The following is a 20,086-nucleotide window of genomic DNA, read 5'->3' as shown; positions in this document are numbered from 1 at the left end:
ATGGTGCGGATCTCCCGCTGGCGAAGGCCCGGTTAGTGGCATACCATTTGCACGCCAATGAGCTCTGGTTTCACCTGTTCTTGGCCAACGATGGCCGGCATCGCGGCACTATTGGGAGGATTTCATGGATCGCAGGACCGTATTGAAGGGACTGGCCGGCGCGGGCGGTCTGGCATTGAGCGGCCTTTCGGCCCCGGCGATCGCACAAGGCGCCTCCGCGCGCACCCTGCGCTTCGTGCCGCAAGCAAATCTCGCCAATTTCGACCCGATCTGGGGCACGCAATATGTCGTGCGCAATGCCGCCGCGCTGGTCTGGGATACGCTCTACGGCGTCGATTCCGCGCTCCAGCCGCAGCGGCAGATGGTCGAATCCGAGGAAGTGACCGACGATGGCACCACCTGGACGTTCAAATTGCGGCCGGGACTCAAATTCCATGATGGCGAGCCGGTGCGGAGCAAGGACGTCGTTGCGAGTCTCACCCGCTGGGCGGCGCGCGATCCGATGGGGCTGATGCTCAAGGCGCTGCAGCAGGAACTCACCGCTGTCGACGATCGCACCTTCAAATGGGTGCTGAAGCAGCCGTTCCCGAAAATGCTCTATGCGCTTGGCAAGAACAACTCGCCTTGCGCCTTCATCATGCCGGAGCGCATTGCGCAGACCGACCCGTTCAAGCAGATCGGCGATTATGTCGGCTCGGGGCCGATGAAGTTCGCCAAGGGCGAATGGGTCCCCGGCGCGAAAGCCGTTTTCGAAAAATTCGCCGACTATGTGCCGCGGCAGGAAAAGTCGTCATGGCTCGCCGGCGGCAAGCAGATGCTGATCGACCGCGTCGAATGGATCGTGATGCCGGATCCGGCGACCGCTGCGGCCGCGTTGCAGAACGGCGAGATCGACTGGTGGGAGAACCCGATCGCGGACCTCGTCCCGGTCCTGAAGAAGAACAAGAACATCAGCGTCGACATCGGCGACCCCCTCGGCAATGTCGGCTCGTTCCGCATGAACTTCCTGTATCCGCCCTTCAACGACGTGCGGGCGCGGCGCGCGGTGCTGATGGCGATGAGCCAGGAAGACTATATGCGTGCGCTCGTCGGCGACGATAATTCGCTGTGGAAGCCGCTCCCCGGCTTCTTCACGCCCGATACGCCGCTCTACACCGAGGCGGGCGGCGAGGTCCTCAAGGGCAAGCGCGATCTCGACGCTGCCAAGAAGCTGCTCGCCGAGAGCGGTTATTCCGGCCAGCCGGTGACGTGTCTGGTGGCGCAGGATCAGCCGATCACCAAGGCGTTCGGCGATGTGACCGCCGATCTCCTAAAGAAGCTCGGTATGAATGTCGACTTCGTCGCGACCGATTGGGGCACGGTCGGCTCCCGCCGCGCGCAGAAGACGCCGCCCGGACAGGGCGGCTGGAACATGTTCCACACTTGGCATGCGGGTTCGGACTGCATCAATCCGGCGCCCTATACCGCCATTCGCGCCAACGGCGACAAGGCCTGGTTCGGCTGGCCGAACAGCCCCGGCACCGAGAAGGAGGTCACGTCCTGGTTCGAGGCCAAGAACCTCGACGAGGAGAAGGCCGCGGTCGCCCGCCTCAACAAGGTCGCGCTCGAGGACGTCGTCTACGCGCCGACCGGCTTCTTCCTCAGCTACACGGCCTGGCGCAAGAACGTCTCCGGCATCACGAAAGGGCCGCTGCCGTTCTTCTGGGGCGTGTCGAAATCCGCATGACCCTGCGCTGAAGTCAGATGCTCTCCTACATCCTCCGGCGTATCGCCTCGACCTTGCCAGTGATGGCGATCGTCGCGCTGTTCGTGTTCAGCCTGCTCTACATCGCGCCGGGGGATCCCGCCGTGGTGATCGCGGGCGATCAGGCAAGTCCGGAGGATGTGGAGCGCATCCGTCAGAGCCTCGGCCTCGATCGACCCTTCCTGATCCAGTTCGGCAGCTGGGTCTGGCGCATTCTGCACGGCGATCTCGGCACCTCGATCTTCACCAATCTGCCGGTCTCGACCATGATCGGGCAGCGTCTCGGGCCGACGCTGTCGCTGATGATGGTCACGCTCCTGCTCACGATCGTGGTCGCGGTGCCGCTCGGCGTGCTGGCGGCGTGGAAGGCGGGAAGCCTGATCGACCGGGCCATCATGGCCTTTGCCGTGTTCGGCTTCTCGCTCCCGGTCTTCGTCGTCGGCTATGTCCTCGCTTACGTCTTCGCGCTGGAGCTCGAATGGCTTCCGGTGCAAGGCTATACGCCGCTCGCCCAGGGCTTCTGGCCCTGGCTTCAAAACCTGATCCTGCCGGCGATCGCGCTCGGCTGTGTCTACATCGCGCTGATCGCGCGTATCACGCGCGCCACCATGCTCGAAGTGCTGCAACAGGATTATATCCGCACCGCGCGCGCCAAGGGCCTCGGGCAGGGTGGCATCCTGTTCGTCCACGCGCTAAAGAACGCGGCGGTGCCGATCGTCACGGTGATCGGGATCGGCATCGCGCTCCTGATCGGTGGCGCGGTCGTCACCGAAAGCGTGTTCGCGATTCCCGGCCTCGGCCGGCTCACGATCGACGCGATCCTGCGCCGCGATTATCCCGTTATCCAGGGCATCGTGCTGCTGTTCAGCTTCGTCTACGTCCTCGTCAATCTGATGATCGACGTCACCTATACGCTCGTTGACCCGAGGATCCGCTATTGACCGACACGACCGTCAATCCGCAAGCGCTGCCGGCGGGCTTCGTCCTCGCGCCGCAACTGCCTGAGATCCTCCGGCCGGTCACGATTCGGCGCGGCTTCATCGGGCTGCTGCGCGGCCATCCCACCGTTGCCATCGGCGGCACGTTGCTGCTGATCCTCGTCCTGATCGCGATCTTTGCGCCTTATCTTGGAACGGTGGATCCGACCGCACTTGCGCCGGCCAAGCGCACCCGCGCACCGTCGGCGCTTTACTGGTTTGGCACCGACGTCCTCGGCCGCGACATCTATTCACGCGTGCTGTTCGGCGCGCGCGTCTCGCTCACGGTCGGGCTCTCGGTTGCGATATTCGCCTCCGCGGTCGGTCTCGCCATCGGCATCGTCTCCGGCTTCATCCGTTGGGCCGACGGCATCTTGATGCGCTTCATGGACGGGCTGATGTCGATCCCGCCGATCCTGCTGGCGATCGCGCTGATGGCGCTGACACGCGGCAGCGTCGGCAACGTCATCCTGGCGATCACCGTCGCCGAGATTCCGCGGGTTTCCCGTCTTGTCCGTAGTGTCGTGCTGTCGCTGCGCGAGCAGCCTTACGTGGATGCGGCGGTGGCCTGCGGCACGCGCACACCGATGATCATCCTGCGTCACATTCTGCCCAACACGGTGGCGCCGATGCTGGTCCAGGCGACCTACATTTGCGCCAGCGCGATGATCACGGAAGCGATCCTGTCCTTCATCGGCGCGGGAACGCCGCCGACCATTCCGTCCTGGGGCAACATCATGGCCGAGGGGCGGGCGCTGTGGCAGGTCAAGCCCTACATCGTGTTCTTTCCGGCGGCCTTCCTGTCCGTCACCGTGCTCGCCGTCAACCTGCTCGGCGACGGCCTTCGCGATGCGCTCGATCCGCGCATGGCCAAGAGCCTCTGATGGCGAGGGGCTGATCGCGATGGCACTGCTCGAAGTCGAGAATCTGCAAACCCACTTCCGCACACCCAGCGGCATCAACCGCGCGGTGGACGGTGTGTCGTTCCATGTCAACGAGGGCGAGACGCTCGCCATCGTCGGCGAGTCCGGCTGCGGCAAGTCGGTGACCTCAATGTCGCTGATGCGGCTGATCCCGGAACCACCGGGCAGAATCGCCGGCAGCATCCGCTTCGCGGGCAAGGACCTGCTGCAAATGTCGGATCGCGAGATGCGCGCCATCCGCGGCAACGACATCTCGATGATTTTTCAGGAGCCGATGACCAGCCTCAATCCTGTGCTGACCGTCGGGCGTCAAATCCGCGAGACGCTGATGATCCACCAGGGCCTGGACAAGGAAGCCGCAGAGGCGCACGCCATCGAGATGTTGGTGCTGGTCGGCATTCCCGAGCCGAAGCGCCGCGTGCGCGAATATCCGCATCAGCTTTCCGGCGGCATGCGCCAGCGCGTCATGATTGCCATTGCACTCGCCTGCAATCCAAAGCTTCTGATTGCCGACGAGCCGACCACCGCGCTCGACGTGACGATCCAGGCGCAGATTCTGAAATTGATGCTGGATCTCAAGCACCGGGTTGGCGCGGCCATCATCCTGATCACCCACGATCTCGGCGTGGTCGCCGAGATCGCCGAACGCGTCATGGTCATGTATGCCGGCCGCAAGGTCGAGGAGGCGCCGGTGGCGGACCTGTTCCGTTCGCCGCGTCATCCCTATACCCAAGGCCTGCTCGGCGCAGTGCCGCGGCTCGGCTCGTCACTGACCGGTACCGCGAGACGGCTTGCGGAGATCCCGGGGCAGGTGCCTGATCTGCGCAAGCCCATCGTCGGCTGCGTCTTCGCCGGACGTTGCGCGCTCGCGACCGATCTTTGCCGGCAGTACGCGCCGGGGCTCGAAGAGAAGGGGCCTCGTCACGTCGCGGCCTGCCACTATGCGGCCAAGGGAGCGGTCGCGGCATGAGTCCCCCGCTGCTCCAGGTCAACGACCTCAAGAAACACTTTCCGGTCAAAAAGGGCATGTTCAGCCGCAAGTCCGAATGGGTCTATGCGGTGGACGGCGTGTCGTTCGAAATCGCGCGCGGCGAGACGCTGTCGCTGGTCGGCGAGTCCGGCTGCGGTAAATCGACGGTCGGCCGTGCGATCCTGCGACTGTTCGACATCACGTCAGGGCAGGTCATCCTCGACGGCCAGCGCATCGACGACGCCCATCCGAGCACGATGCGCCAGATGCGCCGCCGCGTGCAGGTGGTGTTCCAGGACCCGTTCTCGAGCCTCAATCCGCGCATGCGCGTGCGCGACATCCTGGCGGAGCCGATCCGCAATTTCGGCCTCGCCAAATCCGCGATCGACCTCGAAACCCGCGTGACGGCGCTGATGGACACCGTGCGCCTGCCGCGCGAGGCGCTGAATCGCAGGCCGCACGAATTCTCCGGCGGCCAGCGCCAGCGCATCGGCATCGCACGCGCACTCGCGGCCGAGCCCGAGCTGATCGTCTGCGACGAGGCGGTCTCGGCGCTCGACGTCTCGGTCAAGGCACAGATCGTCAATCTGCTGCAGGATCTCCAGCGCGAGTTCGGCCTGGCGCTGCTGTTCATCAGCCACGACCTCGCGATCGTCGAGCACATGACCCATCGCGTCGCCGTGATGTATCTCGGCAAGATCGTCGAGGTGGCGCCGCGCTACGAGATCTTCGCCGCGCCAAAGCATCCCTACACCAAGGCGTTGCTTTCGGCGGTGCCACTGCCGGAGCCGGGTGCCCAGCGCAATCCGATCATCCTCAAGGGCGACGTGCCGAGCCCGATTAACCCGCCGAGCGGATGCCGCTTCCACACCCGTTGCCCGCTCGTGTTCGATCGCTGCCGGACCGAGGAGCCGACATTGCGCGCGGCTGGACCCGAGCAGTGGGTGGCCTGTCATCTCGAAGAAGCTGCGGCGGTGGCGAGCGGCTAGCCGTTGGGCGGGCGGCAAAGCTCTGGATTGAGGTGCAGGGGCGACACTCGGGCGAGGATGCCACTCTGCTCCTGTTTTGCCCGACGAGTCAAAAGCGTTTGCGACGAAAATTCATGTGTAAAAACAACCTCATTCTACTGTGCATGGGGTTGTTTTCGCGTTTTTTGTTAGCCGCCTTCAACCTTGGCGGCGCAGGAAGCCGGTGATCGTGACCTTGTCCCAGATGTCGGCCGCCGCAAACGGATCGGCTCGGTTGAAGGCTTCCACTTCAGCGCGGCTTTGGGCTTCGATCAGGAACAGGCTGCCGATCATCCTCTCGCCGTCGTCGGAGACCAACGGCCCCGACATCACGATCTTGACGCCGAAGCGCGAGGTGTCGCTCAGGAAAGCCTTGTGGGCGTCGTAATTGGCGAGCCGGGTCGGTAGCGCGCCGGCGCGGTCGAGGGCGTGAATGGCGAACAGCATGATGGTCTCCGTTTATGTCTCGTTTTCTTGGGACGGCCGCGGCTGCGGCCGTCCGGGCTTGTCGTGATGGATGCGCTTGGTTACTTGCCGCCAAGCTTGCTGGCTTCCTCGAAAGTCGGGCAGCTGCGTTGCTCCAGCGGCACGTCGAACGGCTGGTAATTGTCCTTGGTGATGACGGTTGGCTTCAGCACGATCTCGGCGATGACGGGCTGGTTGCGCAGGGAGCGGATCGCCATCATGGTGCCGAGGCATCCCTGAAAAAATCCGTTGTAGTCGCCGCTTGCGAGCAGCTTGCCGGACTTGATTGCGTCGATCGCTTCCTTGGTGCCGTTGATGCCGATCACCTGCGCCTTGCGGTTGGCACCGTCGAGTGCCTCGATCGCGCCGACCGCCATGGCGTCATTGGCCGCGAGCACGCCGTCGATCTGCGCGTTCGACTGCATCAGATTCTCCATTACCTGGAGCGCCTGGAGCCGCTGGTAATTGCCGGGCTGCGAGGCCAGCAGTTTTGCACCGGCATTTTCCTTCAGCGCGTCGTTGAAGCCGCGGACGCGGTCGACATTGGTCAGCGAGCCCTTGACGCCTTCGATGATGACGATGTTGCCCTTGCCGCCCAGCGTCTTGAGCAGGAAGCGCGCGGTCTCGAGCCCGAGGCTGTAATCGTCGGCGCCGACGAAGGACAGGAACTTGCCGCCGGCGGAGCGATCAGTGATGTTGACGACAGGGATCTTGGCGTCGTTGATCTTCTCGACACCCGGTACCATCGCCTTGTAGTCGACCGGCGTGAAGACGATGGCGCTCGGCTTCTTCACCACGACGTCCTCGATCTGGCTGAGCTGCTCGGGAATGCTGTCGGGCTTGGTCGGGATATACTGCAGCGTCTTTGCGTTCAGCGTCTTCGCCATGTTGTCGGCGCCGACCCGCACCGTCTGGAAGAACGGATTGGTCTGGTTCTTGGTAAAGACGGCGATAGTCTCGCCGTCGGCTCGCGCTTGCGTGGTGAGCGCGGCCGCCATCAGCAGCGGCAGCGCCAAATAACCCAGTTTCTGTTTCATGTTGCCTCCATCCCTCGTTTTGCTTGTTGGTCGTTCAAGAACTCATTGCGCGCGGCGCCGGGTCTTCATGTCGAGCCAGACCGCGAGAATGACGATGATGCCGGTGACCAGCGGCTGCCAGTTGGCGCTGACCGACAAGAGGTTCATGCCGTTCAGCACCAGTGTCAGGATCAGCGCGCCGATGAAGGTGCCGAAGACAGTACCGACGCCGCCGAACAGCGAGGTGCCGCCGATCAGCACGGCGGCGATCGCGGGCAGCGTCAGGCTTTCGCCGATGTCGGCCTCCGCCGAATTGAGCCGCGACAGGAAGATGATCGAGGCGAGCCCCGCCATGGTGCCGGAGACGGCGTAGACCAGCAGAAGGCGGCGCGCGACCGGAATGCCGGAGAGCCGTGCCGCGACCGGATTGGCGCCGATCGCATAGATTTCCTGGCCCCAGATCGTTCGCTGCGCAAACAACGTTCCAATCCCGAGGAACACCAGCAGCAGATAGACCGGGATCGGCAGGCCGAACAGATAGCCGCTGCCGATCTGGCGGAAGCCGGCCGGGAAGCCGTGAAGGGTTTCGCCCGCCATGTACCAATAGGTGAGGCCGTTCAGCACCCAGAGCATGCCATAGGTGGCGATGAAGGAGGGGATGCGGAGCGCGGTGACCATGATGCCATTGAGCAACCCGACGATGCCGCCGCAGGCAAGCCCGGTGAGGATGCCGAGCGCCGGCGAGCCGGTCTTGTGGATCACGGTCCCGGCGATGCAGGCCGACAGCGCGACATTGGCGCCGACGGAGAGATCGAGGCCCGCGGTCAACACCACCAGGGTCAGGCCGGAGGCGATGAAGAAGGTCAGGCTCGCCTGCCTGAGCACATTGAGGATGTTGCCGAGGCTCAGGAAGGAATCGCTGAGCACGGCGAGCACCGCACAGATCAGCAGCGCCGCAAGCAGCCGATAGAACACCTGGATCGCGTCCTGCGACAGGAACGAGCGGGGCGGCGCGACGGCCTCTTTGCTGATGTCGGTCATGCGCGGCTCCTGAGACCATCGAGGAACAGCGCGACGATGACGAGGACACCGACGCTTGCGACCTGCACCGAGGACGGCAGCGAGATCAGGTTCAGCCCGTTGCGCAGCACGCCCACGGATAGCACGCCGAGCACCGTGCCGAGCAACCAGCCATTGCCGCGCTCGAACGACGTGCCGCCGACGGCAACGGCGGCGATCGCATCGAACTCCAGACCAAGGCCCGCGGTTGGATGACCGGAATTCATCCGCGCCGTCATCAGCAGGCCGGCGATGCCGGCCATGGCGCCGCCGATCGCATAGACCGCGATCAGCAGCCGGTTCGGCGACAGGCCGGCATAGCGCAGCGCCTCCCTGTTGCCGCCGAGCGCGAAGATGTAGATGCCGAAGCGGGTGTGATAGAGCAGGCCATGGAAGGCCGCATAGGTGACGAGCGCCATCACGATCGGCACCGGCACGCCGAGCAGCGTCGCCGAATAGATGTCGCGCACGCTGTGGGGGATGCCGACCACGCTCTGGCCGTCGCTGACGATCAGCGAAAGGCCCTGCGCCATGCCGAGCGTGCCGAGCGTGGCGACAAAGGGCGGGATGCCCACGATGGCAACCAGCCAGCCGTTGGCGAAGCCGAAGGCCGTGCCGACGAGGAGCCCGGCACCGAGGCCGAGCAACATCGAGTGGGTGGCGAGCGAGACAATCGCGACGCAGAGCGAGGTCAGCGTCAGCACCGCGCCCATCGACAGGTCGAGCCCCTCGGTCATGATGATCAAGGTCATCGGCAGCGCGAGCATGGTCAGGATCGTCGACTGCACCAGCACGTTGGAGAGGTTGGCGACCGACAGGAAGCCGGGCGCGATCGTGCTGAACAGCGCGATCAGCAGCACCAGCACGATGGCAACGCCGGGAATGCGTTGCAGCGGATTCGGTTGTGAAACGACCGTGGCCTCACGCATGATGCATCCCCAGTCGCACGATGTTCTCCTCTGTCAGCTCGTTGCGCGCGAGGTGCCCGGCGATGCGCCCCTCGCGCATCACATAGGCGCGGTCGCAGACATGGCAGATCTCGACCTGTTCGGACGAGATCATCAGCGCCGCCGCGCCCTCCGCGACAAGGCGATCGATGAGGGCAAAGATTTCTGCCTTGGCGCCGATGTCGATGCCCCGGGTCGGTTCATCGAAGATGAAGAGTTTTGAGCCGGCGGCGAGCCACTTGCCGATCACGACCTTCTGCTGATTGCCGCCCGAAAGCAGGCCGACGGTCTGTCGCGCGCCCGGCGTCGCAATGCGCAACTGGCGGATCAGGCCGTCGGCAGTGCGCTGTGCCCGACGCTGGTCGAACAGACCACTCGGGAACAGCTTTCGCAGCGCCGACACCACCAGATTGTCACCCACCGACCGCAACAGCGCGAGACCCTCGCTCTTGCGGCTCTCCGGGATCAGCGCGATGCCACGGCGGGCGGCAAGATCAGGCTCGCCGAAGATAGTCTTGCCGTCGAAGACAATCTCGCCTGAGGTCACGGGATCGGCGCCGAAGATCGCACGCGCGACCTCGCTACGACCCGAGCCGACCAGGCCACACAGGCCGACGATCTCGCCGCGGCGCACCTCGATGTTGATGTCCGAGATTCCGGTGGTGGCGCTCAGGCCCTTGACCTCCAGCAGAACCTCGCCGGGCTTGTCGGCAAAATTGCGCGGATAGGTCATGTCGACGTTGCGGCCGACCATCATGCGGACGAGCTGGTCCGGCGTGACGTCAGCCGGGCGAACGCCGTCGATGCGGCGGCCGTCGCGCAGCACGGTGATGCGGTCGCCGAGCGCGAACACTTCCGCCATGCGGTGCGAGATGTAGACGATGGAGACGCCGTCGGCCTTCAGCCGCGCGATCAGCGCGAACAGCAGTTCAGTCTCGCGATCGGACAGCGCCGCGGTTGGCTCGTCCATCACCAGGATGCGGGCGTTCTGGCTGATCGCTTTGGCGATCTCGACCATCTGCTGCTGCGCCACTCCCAGCTTGTCGACGACGGTGGAGGGATCGATCTCGAACCCGATCATGCCAAGCACACGCCTGGCGTCGGCGAGAATCTTGCTGCGGTCGATCGTGCCAGGGATGCGGCCCTTCGGCTCGCGGCCGAGGAAAATGTTCTGGGCGATATCGAGATGGGGCACCAGCGAGAATTCCTGGAAGATCACGGCAATGCCGAGCTTCTGCGCGTCCGCGGCCGAGTTGATCGCGACCGGCTCGCCCTTGTAGTAGAATTCGCCTGCATCGGCGCGATAGGCGCCGCACAGCACCTTCATCAGGCTCGACTTGCCGGCGCCGTTCTCGCCCAGCAACATGTGGACTTCGCCGGGGAAGACGGCAAAGGACACATCGTCCAGCGCCTTTACACCGGGAAACTCCTTGCTGATGCCGCGCAGCTCCAGCAGCGGCGTGGAGACGGCGGGCTCGACGGCCAATGCGGCGGTGCTCATGCGCGCGCTCCGCTTGCAAAGATCTTCCCGGGATTCATCAGTCCGTCAGGGTCGAGCGCGGTCTTGATCGACCGCATCACATCGACGGCCTCGCCGAGCTCGTCGGTGAGATAGTCGATCTTGCCGAGCCCGATGCCGTGCTCGCCAGTGCAGGTGCCGTCCATGGCAATGGCGCGGGCGACCATCCGGGCCTGAAGCGCCTTGGCGCCTTCGACTTCCTCCGGCCTGGCGGGATCGATCAGGATCAGCATGTGGAAATTGCCGTCGCCGACATGGCCGACGATAGGCGCCGTAAAACCGTGCTCGTCGGCGTCACGCCGGGTCTCCGTGAGGCATTCCGCCAGCCGCGAGATCGGCACGCAGACATCGGTGATCACGGCACGCGCGCCGGGGCGGAGGCCCAGGCCCGCATAGAGCGTATTGTCGCGGGCGTGCCAGAGCCGGCTGCGATCCTCCGGTGCCTTGGCCCAGGCAAAGCCATGGCCGCCATGGTCGGCGGCGATTGCCTCTGCGGCCTCGGCCTGCTCGGCGACGGAGCTCTCGGAGCCGTGGAATTCGAAGAACAGGGTCGGGGCTTCGCGATAGCCGAGCTTCGCATAGGCGTTGATGCCGCGCATCATGACGTCGTCGAGCAGCTCGATGCGTGCGACGGGAATCGCCGACTGAATCACGGAGATCGCGGTGTCCACGGCGTCGTGCAAGGTGTCGAAGCTGCAAACCGCGGCCGAGATCGCCTGCGGCACGGGATGCACCTTCAGCGTGATCTCGGTGATGACACCGAGCGTGCCCTCGGCGCCGACGAACATGCGGGTCAGATCGTAACCGGCGGCTGACTTGCGCGCGCGCCGGGCGGTCCGAATCACGCGGCCGTCGGCCAGCACCACCTCCAGCGCCATGACGTTGTCCTTCATGGTGCCGTAGCGCACCGCCATGGTGCCGGAGGCGCGCGTGGATGTCATGCCGCCGATCGAGGCGTCGGCGCCGGGATCGATCGGAAAGAAAAGTCCGGTGCCTCGCAGCTCCGCATTGAGCTGCTTTCGCGTGATCCCGGGCTGCACGACGACATCCATATCGCTGTCGTGCACCGTCAGCACCTTGTTCATACGTGCGAAGTCGAAGCAGACGCCGCCCGCGACCGCGGCCGCATTGCCTTCGAGCGAGGTCCCGGCGCCGAACGGCACGATGGGCATATTCGCGCCCGCGCACAGCCTGACGATCTCCGCGACCTCCTGCGTGGTTTCAGGGAAGACGACGATGTCGGGCGGCAGGTTGCGATAATGCGACTCGCTCTGCCCATGCTGATCGAGCACGCTACGCGCGACGCTCGCGCGCGGGCCGATCATGCCTGTGAGGCGATCGGCCAATATGCTCGTGCTGACCCGCGGTCCCATCCTTGCTCCCTGTCTGCCTTGTCGTCGGACTCTCGTTTGTCGTTCAGCTTATGCGGCTCTTGCGTTGCTCGCGACCTGCTTCAGGCCGAAATCATAGTTGAGATGATAATATTCGCTGTCCACCATGCGACCATCGGGCGCACGGCCTGGCGGGCACCGCACAAATTCTCGAATCAAGCTGTCCTTGACGCCGAACACCACATCGCTGTCGAGATACTGGTCGCCGGCCACGAACACATGGGTCACGAGTTGCTCGAAGCCAGGCGCTGAAATCATGAAATGCACGTGCGCCGGGCGCCATGGATGGCGGCCCTGGACCGCCAGCATGTCGCCGACCGTGCCGTCATGCGGGATCGGATAGGCAGCCGGCTTGATCGACCAGAAATTGAAGCGGCCGTTCTGGTCGGTGTGGAAACGCGCGCGCATCGCAAGATCGCCGATCTTGTCGAGTTGCTGCACGTCGTAATAGCCATCATCGTCGGAATGCCAGACATCCACGACGGCGCCGGCGAGCGGCCGTCCGTCGACGGTCGACACCGATCCGGTGACGAGCATCGGATCGCCTTCCTTGGGACCGGAGATGTCAGCGCCGTTGTCTTTCTCGGGCGACGCCTGCACGAAGAACGGACCGAGCACTGTGGTCTCGGTCGCGCCTTCCGGCACCGGATGGTTGATCGCGTCGACCAGCATGGAGACGCCGAGCGCGTCCGACAGCAGGATAAACTCCTGGCGCTTGTCGTCGCACATGTGGCCGGTGCGGGTCAGGAAGTCGATGCCGTATTCCCATTCCTTCTGGGTCGGTCGCACCTCGCGGACGAAGGCATGAAGGTGGCGCACCAGCGCTTCGCTGACCTGCTTGATCCGCTGATCGGTTGCGCCCGCGATCCGCTGCAGCACGGCGTCGGTGATGGTGTTCTCGTTGAAGTTACGCATAGATGCCTCCGTGAATCAGAGTTTGGGCTCGCCGAGGCCGGACAGCCGCTCGATGTGCTTAACAGTCGCGATGAAATCGGCGTCGCCGTCGCCCTGCGCGACCAGCGAGCCATAGGTCTCCCGCACTTGGGCTGCGAGCTGAAGCGGCACGCCGACGGTGTGGCCGGCGCCGAGGATCAGATCGAGATCCTTGGCCATCTGCCTGCAGGAGAAGGTCGATTCGAAATCGCGGTTGCGCAGCGGCGCGGTCTTGTATTTCACCATCGGTGAGGCGACCGCGCTATCGTCGAGAACTTTCAGAATATCCTGCCAGCCGATGCCGCCCTTGCGCGCCAGCGCCAGGCTCTCCGCCATCATGGCGGCCGATACCGCGATCATCAGATTGACCGCAAGCTTCGCATATCGCGCTTCCTCGCCAGGTCCGAGGTAGGTCTGGGCGCGGGTGAAGGCGGCGAACAGCGGCTTTGCGTTTTCGTAGGCGTCCTTCGGGCCCGAGACGAAGCAGCTCAGGGCGCCGGTGTGGACGATGCTGGCATTGCCCGAGACCGGCGCACGCAGGTAGAGGACACCGCGCGCCTGGGCGGCGGCGTCGACCTCTGCGGAAGCCTCGATGCTCACGGTGCTGGTCTCGATCAGGACAGATCCAGCAGCCATCGCGGCTATGAGGCCGGTGGGGCCGAGCAATGCGCCGCGCAAGGCCGCGTCATCGGGCAAGGACGTGACGATCGTGGCCTTGCCGTCGACGGCCTGGGCCGGTGAAGCGGCAATCGAAATGCCCTGCGCGCGCGCCTCGTCGAGCCGTGCGGCGCTCCGGTCGAACGCGGTCACAGCATAACCGGCCTTGGCGACGAGCACCGACATCGGCAGGCCCATCTTGCCGATCCCGATGAAAGCGATGTTCTTCGAAAAAGCTGTCATTGTTGTTGTCCTTGACGCCCTCAGGCGGCGTGTCCCTGTCGTTCGATGTCCTGCACCAGCCGCCGGCCGGATTGCACGAGCAGTTGCTTTTTTGCCTCCAGACCGTCGGCCAGCAGCCAACCATTCCGCTTCTTCCAGACGCCGCCGATCATCACAGCCTCGATATTGGCAAGGCTCGTCTGCATCACCACGGTGGAAACGGGATCGTGCACCGGGACGAGGTTGAGATCGGAGCAATCGATGATGACGAGGTCGGCGAGCTTGCCCGGCGTCAGCGAGCCGATCTGGCCCTCGCGACCGAGCATGCGGGCGCCTTCCGCCGTGATCCAGCGCAGCGCCTCGCGGACGGGGATCGTGGTCGTCGGCGGAATGGCGCCGCTGGCCTTGCGCGACTCCGTGTTGTCGAGTGCCCGCTGCATCGAGAGCGCAACGCGCGCGGCGGAGAAGAGGTCGCCGCCCAGCACGGATTCCAGATCGACGCCGATGGTCGGCCGCACGCCCCGCTTGAGCAGCCGTCCGGTGATGGGAAAGCCGTGGCCCTGGATCATTTCGTTCTCCGGCGTCACCGAGAAGGAGACGCCGAGATCGACCATCCGATCGAGGAGATCATCAGGCAGGTCATTGCCGTGGACGATGTTGACGCCGGAGCCGACGAGGCCGGCCCCGATCAGCTTCTCCCAGCCGTCAGGCGTCTTGGCGGGACCACCGCCCTGATGCATCGAGGCGATCAGCTTGAACTCGCGCGCCATGCGGAAATCGTGCATGGCGACGTCGAGCGTCGAATAGTGCGGGCCAAGGATCGCGAGCCCAAGCGTGACGAGGCCGTCGCGGTCGGCGAGGGGCCCCGCCAGCAGTCGCTCGACCTCACGGCGTGGATGTGGGATCTCCGAGAAGTGCGGTTCGCCCGGTTTCGGCTCGGGCTTGGGCGAGCCGTGGAAGAAGGCCGCGCGGATACCGCTCTCGATCAGGCCGCGCACGGCGGCGTCGGTATGATCGGGCGTCGGATTGTTGTGGCACCAGTCGACCAGCGTGGTGGTGCCGTGGTTGATCTGATTCAGCGCGCCCACCAAGGTCGCGATATAGATGTCCTCGGGCCTGAAGACCGTCGCGAGCCCGGCATGCATGTGGCGGAAATATTCCAGCAACGTCCAGTTGGCAGCATAGCCGCGCAAGCCCGTTTGCCAGGTGTGCATATGGGCGTTGATCAGGCCGGGGATGACGATGCGGCCGGTGCCGTCGACGATCTCCGTTTCGGCCGCGCTGCCGACGTCGATCGATGGGCGCACGTCAACGATGCGGCTCCCCTCGATCAGCACGTCGCCGTCAGGCAGATCGCCGATCGCATCATCCATGCTGATGACGGCCGCGGATTTGATCAGCGTGCGCCGCATCGAATCAAACCGCCGCTTTGCTGGGGACAGGCGGCTCACCGGCCCAGGCGCGCGCGATCAGATCGCGGATGGCGTTGCGTTCGAGCGGGCGCGGGTTCCAGTAGGCGTTGGTGACCGCGAGATCCGCGGCCTTGTCGATACCGCTTTCGGGCATGCCGATGTCGCGCAATGCGACCTTCGCACCCAGCCGCTTCGCGAGCTCAAAAAGTCCCTGCGATGCGTCGGCGACGCCGATCGCGCGTGATATCCGCGCCATCGCGTCAGGCACAGCGGGCGCGTTGTAGGCCAGCGCATGCGGCAGCACGATGGTGTGGGTCTCGGCATGCGGCAGGTCGAAGGTGCCGCCGAGCGTGTGGCAGAGCTTGTGATGCAGCGCCATGCCGACGGAGCCGAGGCAGACGCCGCACAGCCAGGCGCCATAGAGCGCTTCGGTGCGAGCCTCGCCGACGTCGCCCGAGGCGGCGATCGCGGGCAGGGCACGTGCCAACGCGCGAATGCCTTCTTCCGCCATCAGTGACGTGACAGGATTGGTGTCGCGCGCGTAGAGCGCTTCGGCCGCATGCGCGATCGCGTTGATGCCCGATGTCGCGGCCAGGCTCGCCGGCAGACTCAAAGTGAGATCGACATCGTAGATCACGGTCTCCGGCAGGATGGCGGCGTCGCGTACCGTGGTCTTCAGGCCGTTCTCGGTCTGGCCGACGATCGGCGTCATCTCCGAGCCGGCATAAGTGGTGGGAATGCAGAGCTGGTTGATTCCGGTGCGCAGGGCCAGCGCCTTGCCAAGTCCGGTCGTGGATCCGCCACCGAGGGAAATGACGCAGTCGGCCTCGCAGGCCTTCATCGCCGCGAGCGCCCGCTCCGTGACCTCGACCGGCGTGTGCATGGTCGCGCCCGGAAAGATGCCGGCGTAAAGCGGACCGAGCGCCGCGCCCAAGCTTTTGCCCTGCGCCTCCTGATGCGGCGTCGTCAGCACCAGCGCGCGCTTGCCGCCGAGACGCTCGACCTCGGCCTTGGCCGAGGCAAGCGTTCCGCTGCCGAACACGACGCGGCAGGGCAGGTTTTCAAAGGTGAACGTACCGATCATGCGCCGGTCTCTTTGATGGGATAATCGACCTGGAAGCGTCCGATCCGCAAGTCGCCCAGCGCCTCGCGCACGCGCAAATGTTCCGGGTGGGTGGCATAGGCCGCGAGCGCAGCGTGGTCGGTGAATTCGGAGAACAGAACGACGTCGCAGGCGTAGTCGACATCGCTGACATCGAGACCGACTTCGATATGGGTGAGGCCATCGATCCGGCCGCGCAGCCCCTCGAACAGGGTCTTGACCTTGACCCGGGCTGCGGAACGCTCCGTTGGCGTCTCCCCGCGCAGCCGCCACATCACGATGTGCCTGATCGGGCCCGACATTTCCTGTTTCCTCGCCTGCTATCTTGGTTGTGTTTGGGCTATTTTGACTTGCGGGATGCGGAAATAAAGATCAATAATCGTAAGTCTCTTTTCCTATTTGCGAAAAAATGGACCGCCTGCTCCAGTTGGAAGTGTTCGCCAAGACGGCCGAGCTCGGCAGCCTGTCCAAAGCTGCCGAAGCTCTGCGCATGTCGAATGCTGCCGCCAGCCGCCATCTCAGCGCGCTCGAGGAGCGCCTTGCTGTCCGGCTGATCGAGCGCAACACCCGTCGGCTGTGGTTGACGGAGGCGGGGCAGGAGCTGCTGGAGCGCTCGAGCCGGGTTTTGAGCGAACTGGCGGAAGCAGAGGACATCGTCAGCGATCGCGCGCTGTCGCCGCAGGGCACGCTGCGGGTCACGAGTTCACTGTCCTTTGCGGTGATCTATCTGGCGCCGATGCTGCCGGCCTTCCGCGCGCGCTATCCGAAGCTCAACATGCAGATCACCACCGCTAACCGGTACTCCGATTTCATCGAGGCCGGCATCGACGTGGCGATCAGGACGCGCGAGCAGGAGCCGGATTCGAACATCATCGTCCGCCGCATTGGCCAGATGCGGCGTGTGCTCGCTGCTGCGCCGTCATATCTCGCAAGCTGCGGCGAGCCGGAACAGCCCGTCGATCTCGCGCGCCATAACATGCTGGTCTACAATCTCGCCAACGATCCCTATTCGCTGCGCCTGCGCAAGGGCAATGGCGCGCAGACTGTTCGCATCACGCCGACGCTCGATAGCAATGACGGCCAGGTCATCCGCGGTGCCGCACTGGCGGGGCTCGGCATTCTCATCCAGCCTCTGTACATCGTGCAAAGCGATATCGCGGCGGGCCGTCTCGTCCCGGTCCTGTTGGAGTGGGAGCTGCCGCTGCTCACGATGAACATCGCCTACCAGAACCGTGCCGGATTGCCCGCCAAGATCAGGGTGTTTTCCGACTTCCTTGTCAGCCACATCCGCGAGCATTCGCAGCCGGGGATCTGGATCGACGCGGCGAAGTGAGCGACATTTTCGAATTCAGGCGGCTTTGTAGAAGGCACATCCATTGAAAGCCAGGACATCCGGCACCGCATGGCGGCATGCCAACATCGGTCGGCTGCTCAACAACGCGGTGCGGCGCTTCGAAAGTCGTGTGCTCGAACTGATGAGCGAGAAGGGGCACGGCGAAACGCGGATCGCGCATGTCGGTCTCACACGCAATCTCGACGTGGAGGGGACCAGACTGACGGAGCTCGCCCGCCGTGCTTCCATGAGCAAGCAGGCGATGGGCGAGCTGGTCGATCAATGCGCCGAACTCGGCCTGGTCGATCGCATCGCCGATCCGACCGATCGGCGTGCGCGCATCGTCATGTTTACGCCAGCCGGGCGCAAATGGCTCGATGCGTTCCGCGATGCGGTCGACGTCGCAGAACAGGAGATGCGCGCCGAGCTCGGCAAGGCCACGATGGATGCGATCCTGAAGGGACTGGCGATCTATGGCGCGACGTTCGACACGCTCGACGACGTGGGTTAGTCAGGCTGCTTGACGATATCGTCAGGCTACCTTACCATGCAGAATGCTGGTAGGGAGAAGCGTCTTGGAAACATGTCTGACGGCCTCGGTGCTCATCGTGGGCGGGGGGCCCTGCGGCCTGATGCTCGCCAACGAGCTCGGCCGGCGCGGCGTGTCCGCGATCCTGGTCGATGAAAAGCCGGGCACGGCATTCAATCCGCAAGCCAATGCGACGCAGGCGCGCTCGATGGAGCACTATCGGCGGCTGGGTTTTGCCGACGAAATCCGACGCGAAGGTCTGCCAGCGGATTATCCGACCGACGTTGCGTACTTCACGCGCTACACCGGTTACGAGCTGGCCCGATTTCAGTTGCCGTCATCGTCACGCGCGGGCGAGCTCGTCAAGGGCATGTCGGGCTCCTGGAGCGCGGCCGAACTGCCGCATCGGGTCTCGCAAAAATATGTCGAAGCGGTGCTGCGCCGCCATGCCGAGAGAATCCCCGGAGTGAAGCTCAACTACAGCCACAGGCTGATCGGCTACGTAGAGAGCGGCGACGGCATCGTTGCCGACGTCGAATGTCTCGATGATGGCAGCCGATTTCAGATCCGGGCCGACTTCCTGGTCGGAGCGGACGGGCCCCGCTCGATGGTCCGGCAATCGCTCGGGATTGCCTACGGCGGCGAAACCGGAATGCAGCGTGATTTCATGGGCGGCCGCATGTTGGCGGTCTATCTCCGTTCGCCCGGCTTCTACGCGAGCATCCCGCACGCTAGGGCGTGGATGTATAATTGCTTCAACGGCGACCGCCGCGCCTTCATGGCATCCGTGAACGGTCGCGACGAGTTTGCGTTTCATACGCAGCTTCGGTCCGATGAGGACGAAACTGCGATCACCATCGACGAAGCCAAAGCCGCGTTCCAGCGCGCCTGCGGCGCACCGATCGATTGCGAGGTGCTCTCGTTCCTGACCTGGACCGCCGGTCACGCGCTGGTCGCGAATGGAATGCAGCGGGGCAGGGTGTTCCTTGGCGGCGACGCGGCCCATCTGTTCACGCCGACCGGCGGGCTTGGCTACAACACCGCGATCGAGGATGCGGTCAATCTCGGCTGGAAGCTCGCAAGCGTCGTCAAGGGCGTGAGCCCGGCGGGGCTGCTCGACAGCTATGAGGTCGAGCGGCGTCCGGTGGCGCTGCGCAACACCGATTATGCGCGTCGCTTTGCCGACTCGCTCGGTCTGTTCGCTCCCGCGCCTGACATCGAGGATGCCACCGACGCCGGAGACGAGGCGCGGCGGACGGCGGGCGTCTATCTCGAGCAGCACGCCCGCGCCGAATTCAACATCCCCGGCGTCACCTTCGGGGGGCGTTACGACGGCTCGCCGATCATCGTTTCCGATGGCAGCCAGCCGCCGCCGGACGCCGCGAACGTCTACGTTCCGAGCGCCTGTCCCGGCGGCCGCGCCCCGCATGCGTGGTTGGACGACGGCGTCTCCCTGTACGACCTGTTCGGGTTCGAGTGGACGCTGCTCCAGTTCGGCGAGGTCATGTCCGCGCACGCGTCAGTTGCCGAGACCATCCGCGCGATCGGGGTCGATGTGAAACTCGTCACGCTGCCGAAATCCCTGCGCGATCTCTACGACGCCGATCTCGCTTTGATACGCCCCGACCAGATCGTGGCCTGGCGCGGCAGCGCGTCACAGGCCGGGATGATCGGAGGCGTCCTCGCCCGCGCACTTGGACACAGCGCGAGCGACGTCGCGCGCCTGGCCAGCTGATCGATCCTGCCGCCGCATCCGATCAGCGGCTGCGCGGCCAACAACAACAAGACAACAAATCGAAAAATCACACCGTAGAATGCAAACATCGAGATGGCTGCGAGCACCACGCCGGCCAGGAACAGACGCTTTCGTCCGATGCGGT

The 20,086-nt window shown here is 64.6% G+C and carries 19 protein-coding genes; 8 read left to right on the top strand and 11 right to left on the bottom strand.

Translation table 11 applies throughout. The features are described from left to right. Nucleotides 1–124 precede the first annotated feature (124 nt). From AC0L3P_RS03995 to AC0L3P_RS03975, 5 genes are read left to right on the top strand one after another with little or no spacing between them, the layout of a single operon-like run. Nucleotides 125–1,726, top strand: a complete 1,602-nt coding sequence (locus AC0L3P_RS03995; protein ID WP_473301039.1) for an ABC transporter substrate-binding protein — start codon at nucleotides 125–127, stop codon at nucleotides 1,724–1,726. 17 nt (nucleotides 1,727–1,743) lie between these two features. Then, complete coding sequence (locus AC0L3P_RS03990) at nucleotides 1,744–2,685, top strand: ABC transporter permease (protein ID WP_106942294.1); 942 nt, start codon at nucleotides 1,744–1,746, stop codon at nucleotides 2,683–2,685. Further along, nucleotides 2,682–3,605, top strand: coding sequence for an ABC transporter permease (locus AC0L3P_RS03985; protein ID WP_354055885.1), 924 nt, complete (start codon nucleotides 2,682–2,684; stop codon nucleotides 3,603–3,605). The genes AC0L3P_RS03990 and AC0L3P_RS03985 overlap by 4 nt, the downstream gene beginning before the upstream one ends. A gap of 19 nt (nucleotides 3,606–3,624) precedes the next feature. Continuing rightward, a complete protein-coding gene (locus AC0L3P_RS03980; RefSeq protein WP_473301038.1) occupies nucleotides 3,625–4,614 on the top strand; it encodes an ABC transporter ATP-binding protein in 990 nt (329 codons plus the stop codon). Next, nucleotides 4,611–5,603, top strand: coding sequence for an ABC transporter ATP-binding protein (locus AC0L3P_RS03975; protein WP_275167577.1), 993 nt, complete (start codon nucleotides 4,611–4,613; stop codon nucleotides 5,601–5,603). The genes AC0L3P_RS03980 and AC0L3P_RS03975 overlap by 4 nt, the downstream gene beginning before the upstream one ends. A 177-nt stretch (nucleotides 5,604–5,780) precedes the next feature. Here AC0L3P_RS03975 and AC0L3P_RS03970 read toward each other — a convergent pair whose 3' ends face one another. From AC0L3P_RS03970 to AC0L3P_RS03920, 11 genes are all read right to left on the bottom strand, one after another. Beyond that, nucleotides 5,781–6,068 (bottom strand): YciI family protein, encoded by a 288-nt coding sequence (locus tag AC0L3P_RS03970; protein ID WP_275167576.1) that lies wholly within the window; start codon nucleotides 6,066–6,068, stop codon nucleotides 5,781–5,783. An 80-nt stretch (nucleotides 6,069–6,148) separates the two neighbouring features. Next, complete coding sequence (locus AC0L3P_RS03965) at nucleotides 6,149–7,123, bottom strand: sugar ABC transporter substrate-binding protein (protein WP_199198270.1); 975 nt, start codon at nucleotides 7,121–7,123, stop codon at nucleotides 6,149–6,151. A 42-nt stretch (nucleotides 7,124–7,165) separates the two neighbouring features. After that, a complete protein-coding gene (locus tag AC0L3P_RS03960) occupies nucleotides 7,166–8,143 on the bottom strand; it encodes an ABC transporter permease (protein ID WP_473301037.1) in 978 nt (325 codons plus the stop codon). Beyond that, nucleotides 8,140–9,090: an ABC transporter permease gene (locus AC0L3P_RS03955; RefSeq protein WP_473301036.1), complete on the bottom strand. Its 951-nt coding sequence runs from the start codon at nucleotides 9,088–9,090 to the stop codon at nucleotides 8,140–8,142. The genes AC0L3P_RS03960 and AC0L3P_RS03955 overlap by 4 nt, the downstream gene beginning before the upstream one ends. After that, on the bottom strand, nucleotides 9,083–10,609 hold the full coding sequence (locus AC0L3P_RS03950) for a sugar ABC transporter ATP-binding protein (protein ID WP_473301035.1): 1,527 nt from the start codon (nucleotides 10,607–10,609) through the stop codon (nucleotides 9,083–9,085). Before AC0L3P_RS03950 ends, AC0L3P_RS03955 begins: the two co-directional genes overlap by 8 nt. After that, nucleotides 10,606–12,000 carry an FAD-linked oxidase C-terminal domain-containing protein gene (locus AC0L3P_RS03945; protein WP_473301034.1) on the bottom strand — a complete coding sequence of 465 codons (1,395 nt, stop codon included), beginning with the start codon at nucleotides 11,998–12,000 and terminating at the stop codon, nucleotides 10,606–10,608. The genes AC0L3P_RS03950 and AC0L3P_RS03945 overlap by 4 nt, the downstream gene beginning before the upstream one ends. 48 nt (nucleotides 12,001–12,048) lie before the next feature. After that, complete coding sequence (locus tag AC0L3P_RS03940; protein WP_473301033.1) at nucleotides 12,049–12,933, bottom strand: intradiol ring-cleavage dioxygenase; 885 nt, start codon at nucleotides 12,931–12,933, stop codon at nucleotides 12,049–12,051. Nucleotides 12,934–12,948: 15 nt separating this feature from the next. Then, complete coding sequence (locus AC0L3P_RS03935; protein ID WP_275167569.1) at nucleotides 12,949–13,851, bottom strand: NAD(P)-dependent oxidoreductase; 903 nt, start codon at nucleotides 13,849–13,851, stop codon at nucleotides 12,949–12,951. A gap of 20 nt (nucleotides 13,852–13,871) precedes the next feature. Beyond that, nucleotides 13,872–15,242: an amidohydrolase family protein gene (locus AC0L3P_RS03930; RefSeq protein ID WP_473301032.1), complete on the bottom strand. Its 1,371-nt coding sequence runs from the start codon at nucleotides 15,240–15,242 to the stop codon at nucleotides 13,872–13,874. Nucleotides 15,243–15,246: 4 nt separating this feature from the next. After that, nucleotides 15,247–16,326, bottom strand: coding sequence for a maleylacetate reductase (locus tag AC0L3P_RS03925; RefSeq protein ID WP_473301031.1), 1,080 nt, complete (start codon nucleotides 16,324–16,326; stop codon nucleotides 15,247–15,249). Continuing rightward, a complete protein-coding gene (locus tag AC0L3P_RS03920; RefSeq protein WP_473301030.1) occupies nucleotides 16,323–16,646 on the bottom strand; it encodes a Dabb family protein in 324 nt (107 codons plus the stop codon). The genes AC0L3P_RS03925 and AC0L3P_RS03920 overlap by 4 nt, the downstream gene beginning before the upstream one ends. Nucleotides 16,647–16,753: 107 nt before the next feature. Between AC0L3P_RS03920 and AC0L3P_RS03915 the strand changes: the two genes are divergently transcribed. From AC0L3P_RS03915 to AC0L3P_RS03905, 3 genes are read left to right on the top strand one after another with little or no spacing between them, the layout of a single operon-like run. Continuing rightward, complete coding sequence (locus AC0L3P_RS03915) at nucleotides 16,754–17,677, top strand: LysR family transcriptional regulator (RefSeq protein ID WP_354206491.1); 924 nt, start codon at nucleotides 16,754–16,756, stop codon at nucleotides 17,675–17,677. 43 nt (nucleotides 17,678–17,720) lie between these two features. After that, nucleotides 17,721–18,188: a MarR family winged helix-turn-helix transcriptional regulator gene (locus tag AC0L3P_RS03910; RefSeq protein ID WP_473301029.1), complete on the top strand. Its 468-nt coding sequence runs from the start codon at nucleotides 17,721–17,723 to the stop codon at nucleotides 18,186–18,188. 43 nt (nucleotides 18,189–18,231) lie between these two features. Continuing rightward, nucleotides 18,232–19,941, top strand: coding sequence for an FAD-dependent oxidoreductase (locus AC0L3P_RS03905; RefSeq protein WP_473301028.1), 1,710 nt, complete (start codon nucleotides 18,232–18,234; stop codon nucleotides 19,939–19,941). The last annotated feature ends 145 nt before the right edge of the window (nucleotides 19,942–20,086 follow it).

The sequence above is a fragment of the Bradyrhizobium sp. WSM4874 genome (assembly GCF_055811835.1).
The sequence above is the reverse complement of the archived record's forward strand: the minus strand, read 5'-3'. Positions and strand labels throughout refer to the sequence as shown.

Excerpts from the sequence above, each read along its gene's own strand:
- AC0L3P_RS03920 (WP_473301030.1), bottom strand. The coding sequence starts at position 16,646 with ATGTCGGGCCCGATCAGGCACATCGTGATGTGGCGGCTGCGCGGGGAG.
- AC0L3P_RS03970 (WP_275167576.1), bottom strand. The coding sequence starts at position 6,068 with ATGCTGTTCGCCATTCACGCCCTCGACCGCGCCGGCGCGCTACCGACC.
- AC0L3P_RS03950 (WP_473301035.1), bottom strand. The coding sequence starts at position 10,609 with ATGAGCACCGCCGCATTGGCCGTCGAGCCCGCCGTCTCCACGCCGCTG.
- AC0L3P_RS03915 (WP_354206491.1), top strand. The coding sequence starts at position 16,754 with ATGGACCGCCTGCTCCAGTTGGAAGTGTTCGCCAAGACGGCCGAGCTC.
- AC0L3P_RS03995 (WP_473301039.1), top strand. The coding sequence starts at position 125 with ATGGATCGCAGGACCGTATTGAAGGGACTGGCCGGCGCGGGCGGTCTG.
- AC0L3P_RS03905 (WP_473301028.1), top strand. The coding sequence starts at position 18,232 with ATGCTGGTAGGGAGAAGCGTCTTGGAAACATGTCTGACGGCCTCGGTG.
- AC0L3P_RS03945 (WP_473301034.1), bottom strand. The coding sequence starts at position 12,000 with ATGGGACCGCGGGTCAGCACGAGCATATTGGCCGATCGCCTCACAGGC.
- AC0L3P_RS03955 (WP_473301036.1), bottom strand. The coding sequence starts at position 9,090 with ATGCGTGAGGCCACGGTCGTTTCACAACCGAATCCGCTGCAACGCATT.
- AC0L3P_RS03980 (WP_473301038.1), top strand. The coding sequence starts at position 3,625 with ATGGCACTGCTCGAAGTCGAGAATCTGCAAACCCACTTCCGCACACCC.
- AC0L3P_RS03935 (WP_275167569.1), bottom strand. The coding sequence starts at position 13,851 with ATGACAGCTTTTTCGAAGAACATCGCTTTCATCGGGATCGGCAAGATG.
- AC0L3P_RS03960 (WP_473301037.1), bottom strand. The coding sequence starts at position 8,143 with ATGACCGACATCAGCAAAGAGGCCGTCGCGCCGCCCCGCTCGTTCCTG.
- AC0L3P_RS03975 (WP_275167577.1), top strand. The coding sequence starts at position 4,611 with ATGAGTCCCCCGCTGCTCCAGGTCAACGACCTCAAGAAACACTTTCCG.
- AC0L3P_RS03990 (WP_106942294.1), top strand. The coding sequence starts at position 1,744 with ATGCTCTCCTACATCCTCCGGCGTATCGCCTCGACCTTGCCAGTGATG.
- AC0L3P_RS03940 (WP_473301033.1), bottom strand. The coding sequence starts at position 12,933 with ATGCGTAACTTCAACGAGAACACCATCACCGACGCCGTGCTGCAGCGG.
- AC0L3P_RS03965 (WP_199198270.1), bottom strand. The coding sequence starts at position 7,123 with ATGAAACAGAAACTGGGTTATTTGGCGCTGCCGCTGCTGATGGCGGCC.
- AC0L3P_RS03925 (WP_473301031.1), bottom strand. The coding sequence starts at position 16,326 with ATGATCGGTACGTTCACCTTTGAAAACCTGCCCTGCCGCGTCGTGTTC.
- AC0L3P_RS03930 (WP_473301032.1), bottom strand. The coding sequence starts at position 15,242 with ATGCGGCGCACGCTGATCAAATCCGCGGCCGTCATCAGCATGGATGAT.